Source organism: Sphingomonas longa, from assembly GCF_016892685.1.
GTDB lineage: Bacteria > Pseudomonadota > Alphaproteobacteria > Sphingomonadales > Sphingomonadaceae > Sphingomonas > Sphingomonas longa.
On record NZ_JAFEMC010000001.1, the window covers coordinates 963,168 to 977,234 of the forward strand.

Consider the following 14,067-nt stretch of genomic DNA (forward strand, 5'->3'; position numbering starts at 1 on the left):
GATCCAGCGCACGGCCCTCGTCAAAACGCCTGTCCCAGCGACACATAGACCGCGATTTTCGAGTCGCCCCGCTGCGGGTTGAGCGGCGTGCCGACGTCGATGCGGATCGGCCCGAAGTTCGAATAGTATCGCACGCCCAGGCCCGCGCCGTAGCGGAAGTCGGTGAAGCGCGGCAGCGCGGCGGTGTAGATGTTGCCGGCGTCGAGGAAGGGCACGACGCCGAAATTGCCGAACGCCTTCACCCGCGCCTCGATCGAGAATTCGGTCAGGCTGCGGCCGCCGATCGGGTCGTTATTCGGGTCGCGCGGGCCGATCGACTGGAAACCATAGCCGCGCACCGACGCGCCGCCGCCGGCGTAGAAGCGCCGCGAGGGCGCGACCGCGTCGCGCGGCGAACCGGCGATCGTGCCGAGCCGGGTCCGCCCCGCCAGCACGACGCCGGGCATGACCGTGCGGTACACGCTGGCGTCGAGTTGGGTGCGCGCATAGCCGAACACCGATCCCTGCAACGATGCCTCCGGACTGATCCGCCCGCCGATGCGGAAGCCGGTCGTCGGGTTCAGCAGATCGTCCGACCCGTCGTAGATCAGGCTGGTCGGCAACGCACCGATGAAGAAGGTTCGGCGGCGCGGATCCCCCGTGGCGAGGATCACGTCACGCTCGTCCGAGGCGATCAGTTCGGCGCCGATCGACCACGTCCACGTCTTTTGGAAGAAGATGTTGGTCTGCCGCTCCAGCGTGCCGGACAGCGAGAAGGTCTTCGCGTCGTACGCGTTGCGCGACTGGTGCGCCGCCGCGACCTGGAACGTCAGCACGCGGTCGCGCGCCTCGAAATTGTTGCGGCGATAGACGACCGAGCCGAGTTGTTCCTGTGTGCCGAGTACGCTGCGCAGCGTCAGGCCGCCCTCGGGAGGAAACAGGTTGCGGTGGGTCCAGCTGAGTTCCGCACGCGCGCCCTCGCCGGTGCCGTAGCCGAGTTCGCCCGCGACGGTGCGCGGGGGCGCGCGGTCCAGCTTCACGCCGATGTCGACGGTGCCGGGCTCCTTGCCCTCGACCGGGGTCAGCGCGACGGCGGAGACGAGCCCGGTCTGGATCAGGGCGCGGCGGAGATCGTCGAGGCGGCGCTGGTCGAAGGGATCGCCGCGGTCGAAGCGCGCGATCTCCGCCACGTGATCCGGCCCGAACACGCGATTGCCGGGCAGTGCGACGATGTCGCCGAAGCGCCGCTCACCACCGGGCGCGACGCTCAGGTCCAGCGTCGCGGTCCGCGCGGCGCGGTCGACGACGATCGCCGGATCGCCGACCCTGGCGAAAGGAAACCCCTCTGCGCCGACGGCGGTCGCGAGCCGCGCCTGTCCCGCGACGATCGTGTCCGCGTTGACGGGATCGCCAGCCTTGACGCCGAACGCATCGGTCAACGAAGCGGACTTGTCCCCGGCCGCGGCAACGCCGTCCAGCGTCACGCCGGCGAAGCGGTACAGGCCACCAGGCGTTGCCTCCAGCACCACCAGCGGCTTCGCGCCCGCCTCCACCCGCGTCGTGACGGCGACATCGTAATAGCCCTCCGCGCGGAGCAGCGTCGCCAGAAGCTCGGCATCCTCGCGCGCGCGGCGGTCGAGTTGCGCGGCGTTGGCGGGATCGCCATCGCCGGCGTTCAGCGTCGAGAACTCGTCGAAGCGCTGTTTCAGCAGCGGCGATCCGACGCCGTCGATGCCATCGACCCGCCAGCCGTACCGGCGCTCGGCGACCACGTCGGTGGCGGCGGTGGCCGGTCCGGTCGTAGCGGGTTCCGCCGACAGGTCGGGCCATGCGACACCGATGTCGGGCAACGGCGCAAGCGGCGAATTCGGATCGGGCGCATCGGTCTGCACGCCCTGTTGGGCGCGCACATGGCCCGCGAGGCAAAGGGAACAGGCGGCGACCGCCCAGCGGCCGGACCACAGGACGCGGAGCAGCATGGCCGCCCTCTAGCGGCGCACGCGCCTGTGTGCGAGCCTTGTGGTTGGTTCGATTGCATTACCTTCCGCAGTCAAGGTAATGCGGGCATCCGGCAGATGCCGTTAGGCTGCCGCCACCTTGACCTTGCCGCAGCGGGCGGTGCGTACGATCGACACAAACCGATCGGCGTTGGCGATCAGCCGGCTCTTGTCGAAGCACGCCGACGCTCCCAGCGCAATCGCCTGCTTGGCGATCTCCGCGTCCTGGACGATGGCCGACGACAGGATGACGACGGGCATCGGCCGCCGCCGCATCAGCGTGGCGAGCAGCGACAGTCCGTCGAGGCCCGGCATCGCGAGATCGAGCGTCAGCACGTCCGGCTCCAGCCGCGACACCGCTGCCATGGCCTCTTCCGGGCGCTCGATGACGCCGACGACCTCCATATCGCGCTGCTTCGTCAGCAGCGTTTCGATCATCGCACAGATCGTGAGCGAATCGTCGACAATCAGCACCCGCCGACGGCGCATCGCTCTAGCTCCCAACGCCAACACATTTGCGGTCCTAGCCGCTAAATGGTTGTCGCCGCACTAAGAAATCGCCGTTCGTTCAATGAACGGTGCCGACCGCCTGTTCGGAGCGCATCACGGCGATCAGACGTTCGATCTGACGCCACCGGCAAAAATGGATGTGGTTGCCCAGATCGCGACTGCGTGCGGCCCGCAGGGCAGCCTCGGCCCCCGCTTCCTCGCCGAACGACGACAACAGATCGGCCGCCGCGGCCACTTCGGCGGCATTCGCCAGGTACGGAAAGGTAAGCATCGCCAACCCCCTAACAAAGTCCGTGCCGAATTGGCCAGAGCGCCGGACTCAGCCCGTCGCGTTGGTAAACCGCCCCTCGCCGGACCGTTCCGAGTGTCCCGATCCGGCACGCTGGCGTCCCGCAACGGGACGTGCGACGACGATCGGCATGACGATTCCTCCTCCCTCTCCCCGCTCCGGAGCACGCGCCGGCAGCACGGCCGGCGGCTTCCTCGTCGCGCTCGGCGCGATGATCGGTACCGCTATCGGCTTCTTCGTCGGCGAGGCGACGCCGGGCTTCCTCATCGGGCTGGCGGTGGGTGCGGTCGGCGCCGCGTTGGTGTGGTGGCGCGGGCGCGGGTAAGACCCCGAGCCTATGATCGCCGAATCAAATCCCCGCCTGCCCTGGGCGGTCATCGTCGCAGGCGCGACCGCCGTCGCCGTCTACATCATCGCCGACCCGCTGAGCGGCGCGGCGGCGGCACTGGTCGGCGGGATCGCGGCGATGCTGGTCGCGATCAGCGGCCACCGCGAGGTTGCGGTGGCACCGCCGGCCCCGCCGCCGGACCTGATCGCCAGCCCCTCCGTCGGTGCGATGCTGGACGCGGTGGCGGAACCGCTGCTGCTACTGAGATCGGGCCGCGTCGTCCGTGCCAACCTCGCCGCGCGCACGCTGCTGGGCGAGCATATCGTCGGCGAGGATGCGCGCGTCGCCGTCCGCCATCCCGCCGCCGCCGCCGCGCTGGCGTCTCAGCGCGATCAGACGGTGGAGTTGGTCGGCGTCGGCGCACAGGACGCGCGCTGGCAGATGCGGCTGGCGGCGGCCGCAGACGGGATGCGTGTCGTGCATCTGTCGGACCGCAGCGAGAATGCCGCGACGGAGCGGATGCGCGTCGATTTCGTCGCCAATGCCAGCCACGAACTGCGAACGCCGCTGGCGTCGATCCTCGGCTATGTCGAAACGCTCGACGACGAGGCGGGCGACGACCCCGCGATCCGCCACCGCTTCCTGCGGATCATGATGGACGAGGCGCGGCGGATGCAGCGACTGGTCGAGGACCTGCTGTCGCTGTCGCGGATCGAGGCCGAACGCTATCGCCTGCCGGACCAGCCGGTGGCGCTCGGCGAACTGGTGGACGAGGTCTGCGCCGAACTGAAGCGATCGGGCGCGCCGCGTGCCGCCGACGTCTCCTGCATCGCCGTCTCGGGCATCCCCGACATCGTCGGCGACCGCGCGCAACTATCGCAGATGCTGCACAACCTCGTCGGCAATGCGATGAAATATGGGCGGCCGGGGACGCCGGTCGAGGTGCGGCTGGAACCGGACGCGGGCGGGGGCGCGCGACTGTCGGTCGTCGATCAGGGCGACGGTATCGCGCCCGAGCACCTGCCGCGCCTGACCGAACGCTTCTACCGCGTCGATGCCGGGCGCAGCCGTTCGCTGGGCGGCACCGGGCTGGGCCTCGCGATCGTCAAGCATGTCGTGGAGCGGCATCGCGGACGGCTCGACATCTCCAGCCGGGTCGGCGTCGGCACGACGATGGCCGTGACGCTGCCCGCCGCGCCGGCCGCCCTGTCATCACCACGTAACAACGATGTCACAGAGGGCCGTGCGTGACGAACAGGGCGGCGCGGCGCGCGCTACATCTCGCGCTGGCGATTTTGCCCCTGTTGGCGGGTGCCTGCCGCGATCAGGCGAATGGCGGCGGCGGCGGTGCCCGGGACCAGATCAGTGCCGTCGGCTCCTCCACCGTCTACCCCTTCACCACTATGGTCGCGGAACGCTACGTCGCCGCGAACCCGGACGCGAAGGCGCCGGTGATCGAATCGACCGGCACCGGCGCGGGCATGAAGCTGTTCTGCGCGGGCATCGGTGCGGCCCATCCCGATATCGAGGATGCATCGCGCCGGATGAAGGCGAGCGAGTATAAGGATTGCGCGAAGAACGGCGCGCGCGACATCCTCGAAATTCAGGTCGGGATCGACGGCATCGCCTTCGCAGAGGCCAAGAACGGCCCCAAGATGCAGCTCACGCCAACCGACATCTACCGCGCGATCGCCGCCAATCCGGGCGGCAAGCCCAACACGGCGGCGACGTGGCGCGACGTCAACCCGGCGCTGCCCGCGGTTCCGATCCAGGTGTACGGCCCGCCCGCGACCAGCGGCACCCGCGACGCGCTGGCCGAACTCATCATGACCAAGGGCTGCGAGGCGTTCGACGCGTCCGCCAAGCCACTGGCGAAGTCCGATCCCGACGCGCACAAGGCGCTCTGCACCCGCGTCCGCGAGGACGGGGCGTATGTCGATGCGGGCGAGAACGACAACCTCATCGTCCAGAAGCTGCAGTCGAACCCCGCCGCACTGGGGGTGTTCGGCTATAGCTATCTCGAAGAAAATCGCGACGCGGTGAACGGGGTCGCGATCGATGGCATCACGCCCAGCTATGCCGCCATCGCCGACGGACGTTATCCGGGGTCGCGGCCCTTGTACCTGTACGTCAAGAAGGCGCATCTGAGCGCGATTCCGGGTCTGGCCGACCTGCTGACGTTGTACACCACCCTCTGGGGTCCGGATGGCCCGCTGGTACGCCGCGGCCTGATCGCCGCGCCGGATTCGGTGCGCGCCAACGCCGCGCGGGTGATCGCGGAGCGCATCCCGCTCGACCCGGCGGAGCTGCACTGATGCCTGCGACCGCGCTGCTGTTCATCCTCGTCGGGCTGTCGCTGATCGGCTGGCTGACCGCGCGTGCCCGCGCGGCACGGTTCAAGGTCGCGGGCCAGCGGTTCAGTTCGCTGCCCGGTCATTTCGGCTGGTACGTCGCGCTGTGGACGATCGTGCCGCCGCTGATCTTCCTCGCGATCTGGTCGACGGTCGCGCCCGCGCTCGTCACCGACGCCGTGTTGTCGACGCCCGCCGCCGCGCAACTGCCGCCGCCCGGCTTCGACCGCGCGGCGATCCTGTCGGAAGCGCGGGAGCTTGGCGCGGGGCGCGCGTACGGTGCGTTCCACGGCCTCGCCCGCCTGCTCGCGCCCGCCTATGCCGCGGCGCAGGACCGCTACGACTGGATCGCCACCGCCGCCGCGCTGCTGCTGGCGTTCGCCGGCGGCGCGTTCGCGTGGACCCGGTCGAAGCCGGGCTTCGCGGCGCGCACCCGCGTCGAACGGATCGTGATGGGCGCGCTGCTCGCGGCGTCGCTGATCGCGATCCTGACGACGATCGGCATCGTGCTGTCGCTGGTGTGGGAGGCGGGCCGCTTCTTCCAGGTCGTGCCCGTCCACGAATTCCTGTTCGGCACCCATTGGAGCCCGCAGGTGATCGACGCGCGCGATCCGGGCGCGTCGCTGGGCGCGGTGCCGCTGTTCTGGGGCACGTTCTTCATCGGCGCGGTGATCGCGATGATCGTCGCGATCCCGTTCGGGCTGATGAGCGCGATCTACCTGACCCAATACGCTGCGCCGCGCACCCGCCGCTGGATGAAGCCGATCCTGGAAGTGCTCGCGGGCGTGCCGACCGTCGTCTACGGATATTTCGCGGCGCTGACCGTCGCGCCGGCGGTGCGCGATCTGGCGGTGGCGATGGGGATCAGCTGGGCCTCGTCCGAAAGCGCGCTCGCCGCCGGGCTGGTGATGGGCGTGATGATCATCCCGTTCGTGTCGTCGATGGCCGACGACAGCCTCGCCGCCGTACCCAGTTCGATGCGCGACGGCAGTCTGGCGATGGGTGCGACCAGTTCGGAGACGATCCGCAAGGTCATGCTGCCCGCCGCCCTGCCCGGCGTCGTCGGTGGCGTCCTGCTGGCGATCAGCCGCGCGGTGGGGGAGACGATGATCGTGGTCATGGCCGCATCCGGCGTCGCCACGCTGACGCTCAACCCGTTCGCCAGCACCACCACCGTCACGCGGCAGATCGTCGACCTGCTGACCGGCGAGGCGGAGTTCGACAGCCCCAAGACGCTCGCCGCCTTCGCGCTCGGCCTGACGCTGTTCGTCGTCACGCTGCTGCTCAACATCGTCGCGCTGACCGTCGTGAAGAAATATCGGGAGGCGTATGAGTAAGTCTCTGGTCGCCCAGCTTCCAACCGGCCCCGCCGAGCCGGCGCAGCGCGTCCCGACCGACTGGACGACGGGCGCGATGCAGGGCCGCATCCGCCGCCGCTATGCCGCGGAGCGTCGTTTCCGGCTGATGGGCCTTGCCGCGGTGACGCTGTCGGCGGGGTTCCTCGCCTTCCTGCTCGCGACGATGCTGTGGCAGGGGATCGGCGGCTTCACCGAGACGCGCGTGACGGTGCCGGTGGATCTCGGCGCGGCGAAGCTGGCGGTGACGCCGGCCCAGCTCGACGGGCGCGGCGCCGATCTGGCGCTGGCGGGGGCGGGCCTCGAAGGGATCGTCGATACCTCTGCCTCGCGCGCTTACGGCAAGGACGGCGACAACCTGCTGTCCGGCGGCGCGTGGCTGACGGTGCGGGAGGCGATCAAGGCCGATCCCTCGCTGCTGACACGCCGTGCGACGTTCGACCTGCCCGTCGCCAGCCCGATCGACGTCGCCTATAAGGGCAAGGGAGCGCCCGAGGCGGAGGCGATGGTCGCCCGGCTGACGCCGCGTGGGGTGCTGTCGCGGTCGCTCAACACCGGCTTCCTCGACAGCGCCGACTCGACCGATCCGACGCGCGTCGGCATCTGGGGTGCGTTCAAGGGGTCGCTGCTGACGATGCTCGTCACGCTGCTGCTCGCCTTCCCGATCGGTGTGCTGTCGGCCCTGTATCTCGAGGAATATGCGCCGCGGAACCGCTGGACCGACATCATCGAGGTGTCGATCAACAATCTCGCGGCGGTGCCCTCGATCATCTTCGGCCTGTTGGGGCTGGCGGTCTTTCTCGGCACGTTCGGGCTGCCGCGTTCCGCGCCGATCGTCGGCGGACTGACGCTGGCGCTGATGACGATGCCCGTCATCGTCATCGCCGGGCGCAATGCGATCAAGGCGGTACCGCCGTCGATCCGCGATGCCGCGCTGGGCGTCGGCGCCTCCCCGATCCAAGTCGTGTTCCACCACGTCCTGCCGCTCGCCCTGCCCGGCATCCTGACGGGTACGATCATCGGCATGGCGCGCGCGCTGGGCGAGACCGCGCCGCTGCTGCTGATCGGCATGCGCGCGTTCATCGCCGCGCCGCCGCGTGGGCTGACCGATCCGGCCACCGTGCTGCCGGTACAGATCTTCCTCTGGTCCGATCAGGTGGATCGCGGCTTCGTGGAGAAGACCTCCGCGGCGATCATCGCATTGCTGGTGTTCCTGCTCGCGATGAACGGCCTCGCCATCTATCTCCGCAACCGTTTCGAGACCCGCTGGTGATGAGCAACACGCCTCCCAAGATGACCGCCAGCCACGTGACCGTGCATTACGGCACGAAACGCGCGATCGACGACGTGTCGATCGACATCGACCAGGACGAGGTCGTCGCCTTCATCGGCCCGTCCGGCTGCGGCAAGTCCACGTTCCTGCGCACGCTCAACCGCATGAACGACACCGTCGCGTCGGCGCGGGTGGAGGGCGATATCCGGCTCGACGGGCACGACATCTACGCGCCCGACATGGACGTGGTGCAGTTGCGCGCGCGGGTCGGCATGGTCTTCCAGAAGCCGAACCCGTTCCCGAAATCGATCTACGAGAACGTCGCGTACGGACCGCGCATCCACGGGCTGGCGCAGTCGAAGTCGGACATGGACGGCATCGTCGAACGCTCGCTGACCCGCGCCGGGCTGTGGGCGGAGGTGAAGGACCGGCTGTCGGACAGCGGCACCGCGCTGTCGGGTGGCCAGCAGCAGCGGCTGTGCATCGCCCGCGCGATCGCCGTCGACCCCGAAGTGATCCTGATGGACGAGCCGTGCAGCGCGCTCGACCCGATCGCGACCGCCAAGATCGAGGAGCTGATCCACGAGCTGCGCGGCCGTTACGCGATCGCGATCGTCACGCACAACATGCAGCAGGCGGCGCGCGTGTCGCAGCGGACGGCGTTCTTCCACCTCGGCACGCTGGTCGAGTTCGGGCGCACCTCCGACATCTTCACCAATCCGCGCCAGGAGCGCACAAAGGACTATATCACCGGCCGTTACGGCTGAGTGGGGAACCGCCATGAACGACCATACCGTCAAGGCTTTCGACAACGATATCGGGCAGTTGCGCGGCCTCATCAGCCAGATGGGCGGGCTGGCCGAGGACGCCATCGAAAAGGCTATGCGCGCGCTCCAGCGCAGCGACCTCGACCTCGCCGTCGAGGTGCGCAGCGGCGACAAGGCGATCGACACGATCGAGGCGGAGGTCGAACGCATGGCCGTCCGCATCATCGCGTTGCGCGCGCCAATGGCGAACGACCTGCGCGAGGTCGTCGCGGCGCTGAAGATCGCGGGCGTGGTCGAGCGGATCGGCGATTACGCGAAGAACATCGCCAAGCGCGTGCCGCTGATCGAGAGCGATCACCGGATCGAGCCGATTTCGATCCTGCCGGCGATGGGTCGAATGGCGTCGGAGATGGTGCGCGACGCGCTCGACGCGTTTGCCGCGCGCGATGCGGAGGGCGCGGTGCGGGTGTGCGAAAGCGACACCGCGCTCGACGATTTCTACGACAGCATCTTCCGGACGCTCGTGACCCACATGGTCGAGAATCCGAAGACGATCAGCCAGGTCGCGCACCTGCTGTTCGTCGCGAAGAACCTGGAGCGCATCGGCGATCATGCGACGAACGTCGCAGAGATGGTCTATTTCGCCGCCACCGGCACCCAGATGGTCGAACGCGAACGCGGCGGCAGAGAGGTCTGAACGACATGGCACGGGTCAAGATGCTGTTGGTCGAGGATGATGCCGCGCTGGCGGAGCTCCTGACATTCCATTTCCGGCGCGAGGATTTCGAGGTCGTGCATACGCCCGACGGCGAGGAGGCGCTGCTGCTCGCACGCGAGGCCGCGCCCGACATCGTGCTGCTCGACTGGATGGTCGAGGGGCTGTCGGGGATCGAGGTGTGCCGCCGCCTGCGCCGTGCCCCCGAGACGCAGAACGTGCCGATCATCATGCTCACCGCCCGCGGTGAGGAGGAGGACCGGGTCCGCGGGCTGGAAACGGGGGCGGACGATTATGTGACCAAGCCGTTCTCCCCGCGCGAGCTTGTCGCGCGCGTCGGGGCGGTGCTGCGCCGCGTCCGCCCCGCACTGGCGGGCGAGGCGCTGACCTATGCCGACATCGAGATGGACACGGTCGGCCACAAGGTGAAGCGCGGCGGCGAGATGGTGCCGCTCGGCCCTACGGAATTCCGGTTGCTCAAGCATTTCCTGGAACATCCGGGCTGGGTGTTCTCGCGCGAGCGGTTGCTCGATGCGGTGTGGGGGCACGACAGCGATATCGAGAGCCGCACCGTCGACGTGCATATCCGCCGGCTGCGCAAGGCGATCAATATCGGCGACCGGCCGGATATTATCCGCACCGTCCGATCGGCCGGTTATTCGCTTGATTCAGAAGGCTAAAGGTAACGGCGTAGACACGGCTGTTGGAATCGGTTGCGAAACGAAGGAGCGAACTCGAAGTTGGGGCGTTGGGTCGCCTGCGTGTTTCGAAAATTCGCGCTTCAGATTTCAGGAGACTCCTATGAAGTTCATCCTCTTGGCCGCCACGGCCCTGATCGCTGCTCCGGTCATCGCCCAGACCTCGGGCTCCACCGGCACCAGCTCGCCGACGACCTCCGGCGCAGCGACGACCACGGCGCCGGCTGACCAGACCGCACCGGCGGATCAGGCCGCTCCCGCCGCCGCCGATCCCGCGATGACGCAGCAGACGCCGGACACCGGTGCCGCGACCGATCCGGCCGCCGCAGCCGCACCGGCTCCCGCCCCCGCGCAGACCACTTCGGCTCCGTCGGGCATGAGCACGGGCGGCGATCCCGTCGGCGGCTACGCACCGCAGACGCCACCGACCGCTTCGGGTGCGCCCGGCGCACCGGTGGTGTTCCAGCCTTCGGCTAGCCCGGCACAGGCATTCCCGGCTCCGGCGCCGCTGGAAAGCTACCCGGTCTGCAAGAAGGGCCAGTACGACAAGTGCCGTCAGCGCGGCGGCAAGTAAGGTCGCATCCTGATCGATCAGGGCGTCCCGCGATCAGCGGGGCGCCCTTTTTCGTGGGCGAACGTCATTGTCCGCGGCACGGGCCGTCGCTACGCTGCTTCCAGGGGGAAGCGACGATGTATAGCGAAGCCGAGATCGACGACGCGGTCACCGCGGGCGTGCTGTCAGCCGCGTCGGCGGAGTCTTTTCGAGGGTTCGTCGCCCTGCGTCGCGCCACGCCGGCCGCGGACGAGGAGCAGTTCCGGCTGATCACCGGCTTCAACGACATCTTCGTCGCAATCGCCATCGTGCTGTTGCTGGTCGCGATGTGGCAGGTCGGCGATGCGCTCTGGTCGCCGCTGTCGGCGCTGGCGATCGCCGCCACCTCTTGGGGGCTGGCGGAGTATTTCACCCGCGTTCGCCGCATGGCGCTGCCCAGCATCCTGCTGCTGTTGGCCTTTGCGGGCGGTGTGGCAGGGTTCGTCGGCATGGCGCTTTTCATAGGGCTGGAGGCCATCGGCGCCGTCGACGCTCAGCCTCAGGTCGTCTTGGAAGGTGCTCCCCGCGCCGTTTCCTATGAACGGTTGCAGGCGGGACTCGGCGCGATCACCGCAGCCCTGACGGTCGGCGCGACGTGGCTGCACTGGCGGCGGTTCCACGTGCCGATCACGATCGCGGCGGGCGCGGCGGCCGTGGTCGCCGTCGCGGTGTCGATCGTCGTCGCCATCATGCCTTCGGTCATGAGCGTGGCTTGGGCGGCATTGCTCGTCGGCGGGCTTGGGGTGTTCGCCTTCGCCATGCGCTGGGACCTGTCCGACCGAGAGCGGCGGACGCGGCGCGCGGACGTCGCGTTCTGGCTTCACCTCGCCGCCGCACCGATGATCGCCCACTCGCTGTTCAACCTGCTCGGCGTGTTCGAGGGTGACATGGGCGTCGGCACCGCTGCGGTCGTGCTGATCCTGTACGTGGCGTTCGCGGTCGTAGCGCTGGCGACGGACCGGCGCGCACTGCTCGTGTCCGGCCTCGCCTATGTGCTGTACGCAATGGCGGCGATCATCCGCCAGTCGGGCGCGGTCGAGTTGAGCGCGGCGCTTACGGCACTGGTCATCGGCTCCGCGCTGCTGAGCCTGTCGGCCTTCTGGCAGACGATGCGGCAGCCGATCGTGGCAGGCCTGGGCGCCTGGGGCCAGCGGCTGCCGCCCGCTATTCCTCGACCAGCTTCATGAGGCGGCGCTCGACCGGGGCCAGCACGGGGCCGAGGTCGTGGCCCCGCTTCAGCACCGCGCCGGCCTCCCCCACCAGCGCCCACATGCCCTGACGCTGACGTAGCGCCGGACGTTTCTCGACCCGGATCTCGGGCCGCTCGGCGGTGCGCCGGAAGGCGGAGAACACCGCCGCCTCCCGCCCAAGCTCGATCGCATAATCGCGCCAGTGGCCGGCCGCGACCATCCGCCCGTACAGGTCGAGGATGCGCGTGAGTTCGGCACGGTCGAACCCGACCTGCGCGTCCTTTCGCGAGGGAAACGGCACGACGCCCATCAGGCCGCGACCATCATGCGCGATCACGCTCGCGATGCGCATCCTGCTCCTCCAGCAGCGAATCGAGTCGGCGTCGAAGCTGCTCGACCTCGCAGCGCAGGATTTCCATCTTCTGAGTCTGCGGATCGAAATTTTCGGAACAGGGTGTACCGTATGGCACGAACCGGCCGCGCGGCTCGACGCCGCCTTCGACGGTGGTGGGGCGTGCCGGGATACCGACCATCACCGCGCCTTCGGGCACGTCGCGCGTCACCACCGCATTGGCCCCGACCCGCGAGCGGCGGCCGAGCGTGATCGGCCCCAGCACCTGCGCGCCCGATCCGATGATCGCGCCGTCCATCACCGTCGGGTGACGCTTGCCACCGACACCGTTGTCCGGACTGGTCCCGCCCAGCGTCACGCACTGGTAGATCGTGACATCGTCGCCGATGTGCGCGGTTTCGCCGATCACCACGAAACCGTGGTCGATGAAGAAGTTGCGGCCGATCGTCGCGCCCGGATGGATGTCGATCGCGGTCCAGGCCCGCGTCCAGTGGTTGACCGCACGGGCGAGGAAGAACAGCCGTGCGCGAAACAGCCGGTTCGCGATGCGGTGCCCGGCGAGCGCCCAGACGCCCGGATACAGCAGCACCTCCGCGCGGCTGCGCGGGGCCGGATCGCGGGCGCGGATCGAATCGATATAGGTGCGAAGGCCCATTCCAGTCCCCTGCGCGGCCCTCCGCGCGCTCCAAGAAACACGCGGTCCTCCGCGCGTCCAGCGCGCGATTTAGGTGCTCGCCGCGCCGAAATCCAGACGCGGCCGACAATCGGGGGCTGATCGCGGCGTCCGGCACGACTCGGCTGAAAGCCTATCTTTGTTGTGGATATTGCCGCGTCCGGCCACGTTCATGGTCACGAAAGGACATCCATGCCCGATTTCGCCGCGTTCGATTATTCCTCCATCCTGCCCTTCATCGCGATCGGTTTCGCCGCGCAGGTGGTCGACGGCGCGCTCGGCATGGCGTTCGGCGTGATCTCCAACACCGCCCTGCTGTGGATCGGCGTCCCGCCCGCCGCGGCCTCTGCGGGCGTGCATACCGTCGAGACGTTCACGACCGCCGTGTCGGGGGTCAGCCATGTCCTGCATCGCAACGTGAACTGGAAGCTGTTCTTTCGCCTCGTCATCCCCGGCATCATCGGCGGCGTGCTCGGCGCATACCTGTTGTCGAACATCTCCGCGGCGGCGGCCAAGCCGTTCATCCTCGCCTATCTGTCTGGGATCGGCATCTATCTGCTCGTCCGCGCCTTCCGTTATCCGCCGCAGCACAAGGAGCCCAAGGTCGTCGAGCCGCTCGGGTTGATCGGCGGCTTCCTCGATGCGGCGGGCGGCGGCGGCTGGGGGCCCGTGGTGACGTCGAACCTGCTGGTGCAGGGCGCGACTCCGCGGACGACGATCGGCACCGTCAACACGGTAGAGTTCTTCCTGACGCTGACGATCTCGATCACGTTCCTCACGCAACTCGGCTGGGCGGCGTTCACGGTGGCGACGATCGGCTTGCTGATCGGCGGCGTCATCGCCGCACCGTTCGGAGCGATCCTGGCGAAGCGCGTGCCGGCCAAGACGTTGCTGGCGCTGGTCGGCGTGATCCTCATCATCACCAGCCTCTTCGGCTTATGGCGGGCACTGCACTGATCCCCCCTGCCCTTTGAATGTCGCGGCGGGCTGGGCTAACG

At 68.8% G+C, this 14,067-nt stretch carries 16 protein-coding genes; 11 read left to right on the forward strand and 5 right to left on the reverse strand.

Annotated features, from left to right (window positions below; translation table 11 throughout):
* Positions 1 to 20 precede the first annotated feature (20 nt).
* From ILT43_RS04620 to ILT43_RS04630, 3 genes are all read right to left on the reverse strand, one after another.
* Complete coding sequence (locus tag ILT43_RS04620; protein ID WP_204195514.1) at positions 21 to 1,958, reverse strand: autotransporter assembly complex protein TamA; 1,938 nt, start codon at positions 1,956 to 1,958, stop codon at positions 21 to 23.
* A 102-nt stretch (positions 1,959 to 2,060) separates the two neighbouring features.
* On the reverse strand, positions 2,061 to 2,465 hold the full coding sequence (locus ILT43_RS04625; RefSeq protein WP_204195515.1) for a response regulator: 405 nt from the start codon (positions 2,463 to 2,465) through the stop codon (positions 2,061 to 2,063).
* 79 nt (positions 2,466 to 2,544) lie between these two features.
* Positions 2,545 to 2,757: a hypothetical protein gene (locus tag ILT43_RS04630; RefSeq protein ID WP_204195516.1), complete on the reverse strand. Its 213-nt coding sequence runs from the start codon at positions 2,755 to 2,757 to the stop codon at positions 2,545 to 2,547.
* Between the two features lie 148 nt (positions 2,758 to 2,905).
* Here ILT43_RS04630 and ILT43_RS04635 point away from each other — a divergent pair, with 148 nt between their 5' ends.
* From ILT43_RS04635 to ILT43_RS04680, 10 genes are all read left to right on the forward strand, one after another.
* On the forward strand, positions 2,906 to 3,100 hold the full coding sequence (locus ILT43_RS04635) for a hypothetical protein (protein WP_204195517.1): 195 nt from the start codon (positions 2,906 to 2,908) through the stop codon (positions 3,098 to 3,100).
* Between the two features lie 12 nt (positions 3,101 to 3,112).
* Positions 3,113 to 4,354 (forward strand): sensor histidine kinase, encoded by a 1,242-nt coding sequence (locus ILT43_RS04640; RefSeq protein WP_204195518.1) that lies wholly within the window; start codon positions 3,113 to 3,115, stop codon positions 4,352 to 4,354.
* Positions 4,351 to 5,418, forward strand: a complete 1,068-nt coding sequence (locus ILT43_RS04645) for a substrate-binding domain-containing protein (protein ID WP_204195519.1) — start codon at positions 4,351 to 4,353, stop codon at positions 5,416 to 5,418. Before ILT43_RS04640 ends, ILT43_RS04645 begins: the two co-directional genes overlap by 4 nt.
* On the forward strand, positions 5,418 to 6,791 hold the full coding sequence (gene pstC / locus ILT43_RS04650) for a phosphate ABC transporter permease subunit PstC (RefSeq protein ID WP_204195520.1): 1,374 nt from the start codon (positions 5,418 to 5,420) through the stop codon (positions 6,789 to 6,791). Before ILT43_RS04645 ends, pstC begins: the two co-directional genes overlap by 1 nt.
* Complete coding sequence (gene pstA / locus ILT43_RS04655) at positions 6,784 to 8,082, forward strand: phosphate ABC transporter permease PstA (RefSeq protein WP_204195521.1); 1,299 nt, start codon at positions 6,784 to 6,786, stop codon at positions 8,080 to 8,082. The genes pstC and pstA overlap by 8 nt, the downstream gene beginning before the upstream one ends.
* On the forward strand, positions 8,082 to 8,849 hold the full coding sequence (pstB, locus tag ILT43_RS04660) for a phosphate ABC transporter ATP-binding protein PstB (protein ID WP_204195522.1): 768 nt from the start codon (positions 8,082 to 8,084) through the stop codon (positions 8,847 to 8,849). The genes pstA and pstB overlap by 1 nt, the downstream gene beginning before the upstream one ends.
* Positions 8,850 to 8,862: 13 nt before the next feature.
* Entirely contained in the window at positions 8,863 to 9,546 is a 684-nt protein-coding gene (gene phoU, locus ILT43_RS04665) for a phosphate signaling complex protein PhoU (protein WP_204195523.1), read from the forward strand.
* A gap of 5 nt (positions 9,547 to 9,551) precedes the next feature.
* A complete protein-coding gene (gene phoB, locus ILT43_RS04670; protein ID WP_055845339.1) occupies positions 9,552 to 10,244 on the forward strand; it encodes a phosphate regulon transcriptional regulator PhoB in 693 nt (230 codons plus the stop codon).
* Positions 10,245 to 10,365: 121 nt separating this feature from the next.
* A complete protein-coding gene (locus ILT43_RS04675; RefSeq protein WP_204195524.1) occupies positions 10,366 to 10,836 on the forward strand; it encodes a hypothetical protein in 471 nt (156 codons plus the stop codon).
* Positions 10,837 to 10,952: 116 nt separating this feature from the next.
* Complete coding sequence (locus tag ILT43_RS04680; protein ID WP_204195525.1) at positions 10,953 to 12,041, forward strand: hypothetical protein; 1,089 nt, start codon at positions 10,953 to 10,955, stop codon at positions 12,039 to 12,041.
* Here ILT43_RS04680 and ILT43_RS04685 read toward each other — a convergent pair.
* Together ILT43_RS04685 and epsC are read right to left on the reverse strand one after the other, a co-directional pair.
* The gene (locus tag ILT43_RS04685; RefSeq protein ID WP_239474097.1) at positions 12,019 to 12,354 is read right to left on the reverse strand and encodes a DUF2794 domain-containing protein; all 336 of its coding nucleotides are present in this window, start codon (positions 12,352 to 12,354) and stop codon (positions 12,019 to 12,021) included. The two genes, ILT43_RS04680 and ILT43_RS04685, sit on opposite strands and share 23 nt — an antisense overlap.
* Positions 12,355 to 12,367: 13 nt before the next feature.
* Complete coding sequence (epsC, locus tag ILT43_RS04690) at positions 12,368 to 13,051, reverse strand: serine O-acetyltransferase EpsC (RefSeq protein ID WP_204195527.1); 684 nt, start codon at positions 13,049 to 13,051, stop codon at positions 12,368 to 12,370.
* Between the two features lie 210 nt (positions 13,052 to 13,261).
* Between epsC and ILT43_RS04695 the strand changes: the two genes are divergently transcribed.
* The gene (locus ILT43_RS04695) at positions 13,262 to 14,026 is read left to right on the forward strand and encodes a sulfite exporter TauE/SafE family protein (protein WP_204195528.1); all 765 of its coding nucleotides are present in this window, start codon (positions 13,262 to 13,264) and stop codon (positions 14,024 to 14,026) included.
* The last annotated feature ends 41 nt before the right edge of the window (positions 14,027 to 14,067 follow it).

Excerpts from the sequence above, each read along its gene's own strand:
- ILT43_RS04620 (WP_204195514.1), bottom strand. The coding sequence starts at position 1,958 with ATGCTGCTCCGCGTCCTGTGGTCCGGCCGCTGGGCGGTCGCCGCCTGT.
- ILT43_RS04625 (WP_204195515.1), bottom strand. The coding sequence starts at position 2,465 with ATGCGCCGTCGGCGGGTGCTGATTGTCGACGATTCGCTCACGATCTGT.
- ILT43_RS04630 (WP_204195516.1), bottom strand. The coding sequence starts at position 2,757 with ATGCTTACCTTTCCGTACCTGGCGAATGCCGCCGAAGTGGCCGCGGCG.
- ILT43_RS04635 (WP_204195517.1), top strand. The coding sequence starts at position 2,906 with ATGACGATTCCTCCTCCCTCTCCCCGCTCCGGAGCACGCGCCGGCAGC.
- ILT43_RS04640 (WP_204195518.1), top strand. The coding sequence starts at position 3,113 with ATGATCGCCGAATCAAATCCCCGCCTGCCCTGGGCGGTCATCGTCGCA.
- pstC (WP_204195520.1), top strand. The coding sequence starts at position 5,418 with ATGCCTGCGACCGCGCTGCTGTTCATCCTCGTCGGGCTGTCGCTGATC.
- pstA (WP_204195521.1), top strand. The coding sequence starts at position 6,784 with ATGAGTAAGTCTCTGGTCGCCCAGCTTCCAACCGGCCCCGCCGAGCCG.
- pstB (WP_204195522.1), top strand. The coding sequence starts at position 8,082 with ATGAGCAACACGCCTCCCAAGATGACCGCCAGCCACGTGACCGTGCAT.
- phoU (WP_204195523.1), top strand. The coding sequence starts at position 8,863 with ATGAACGACCATACCGTCAAGGCTTTCGACAACGATATCGGGCAGTTG.
- phoB (WP_055845339.1), top strand. The coding sequence starts at position 9,552 with ATGGCACGGGTCAAGATGCTGTTGGTCGAGGATGATGCCGCGCTGGCG.
- ILT43_RS04675 (WP_204195524.1), top strand. The coding sequence starts at position 10,366 with ATGAAGTTCATCCTCTTGGCCGCCACGGCCCTGATCGCTGCTCCGGTC.
- ILT43_RS04680 (WP_204195525.1), top strand. The coding sequence starts at position 10,953 with ATGTATAGCGAAGCCGAGATCGACGACGCGGTCACCGCGGGCGTGCTG.
- ILT43_RS04685 (WP_239474097.1), bottom strand. The coding sequence starts at position 12,354 with ATGGGCGTCGTGCCGTTTCCCTCGCGAAAGGACGCGCAGGTCGGGTTC.
- epsC (WP_204195527.1), bottom strand. The coding sequence starts at position 13,051 with ATGGGCCTTCGCACCTATATCGATTCGATCCGCGCCCGCGATCCGGCC.
- ILT43_RS04695 (WP_204195528.1), top strand. The coding sequence starts at position 13,262 with ATGCCCGATTTCGCCGCGTTCGATTATTCCTCCATCCTGCCCTTCATC.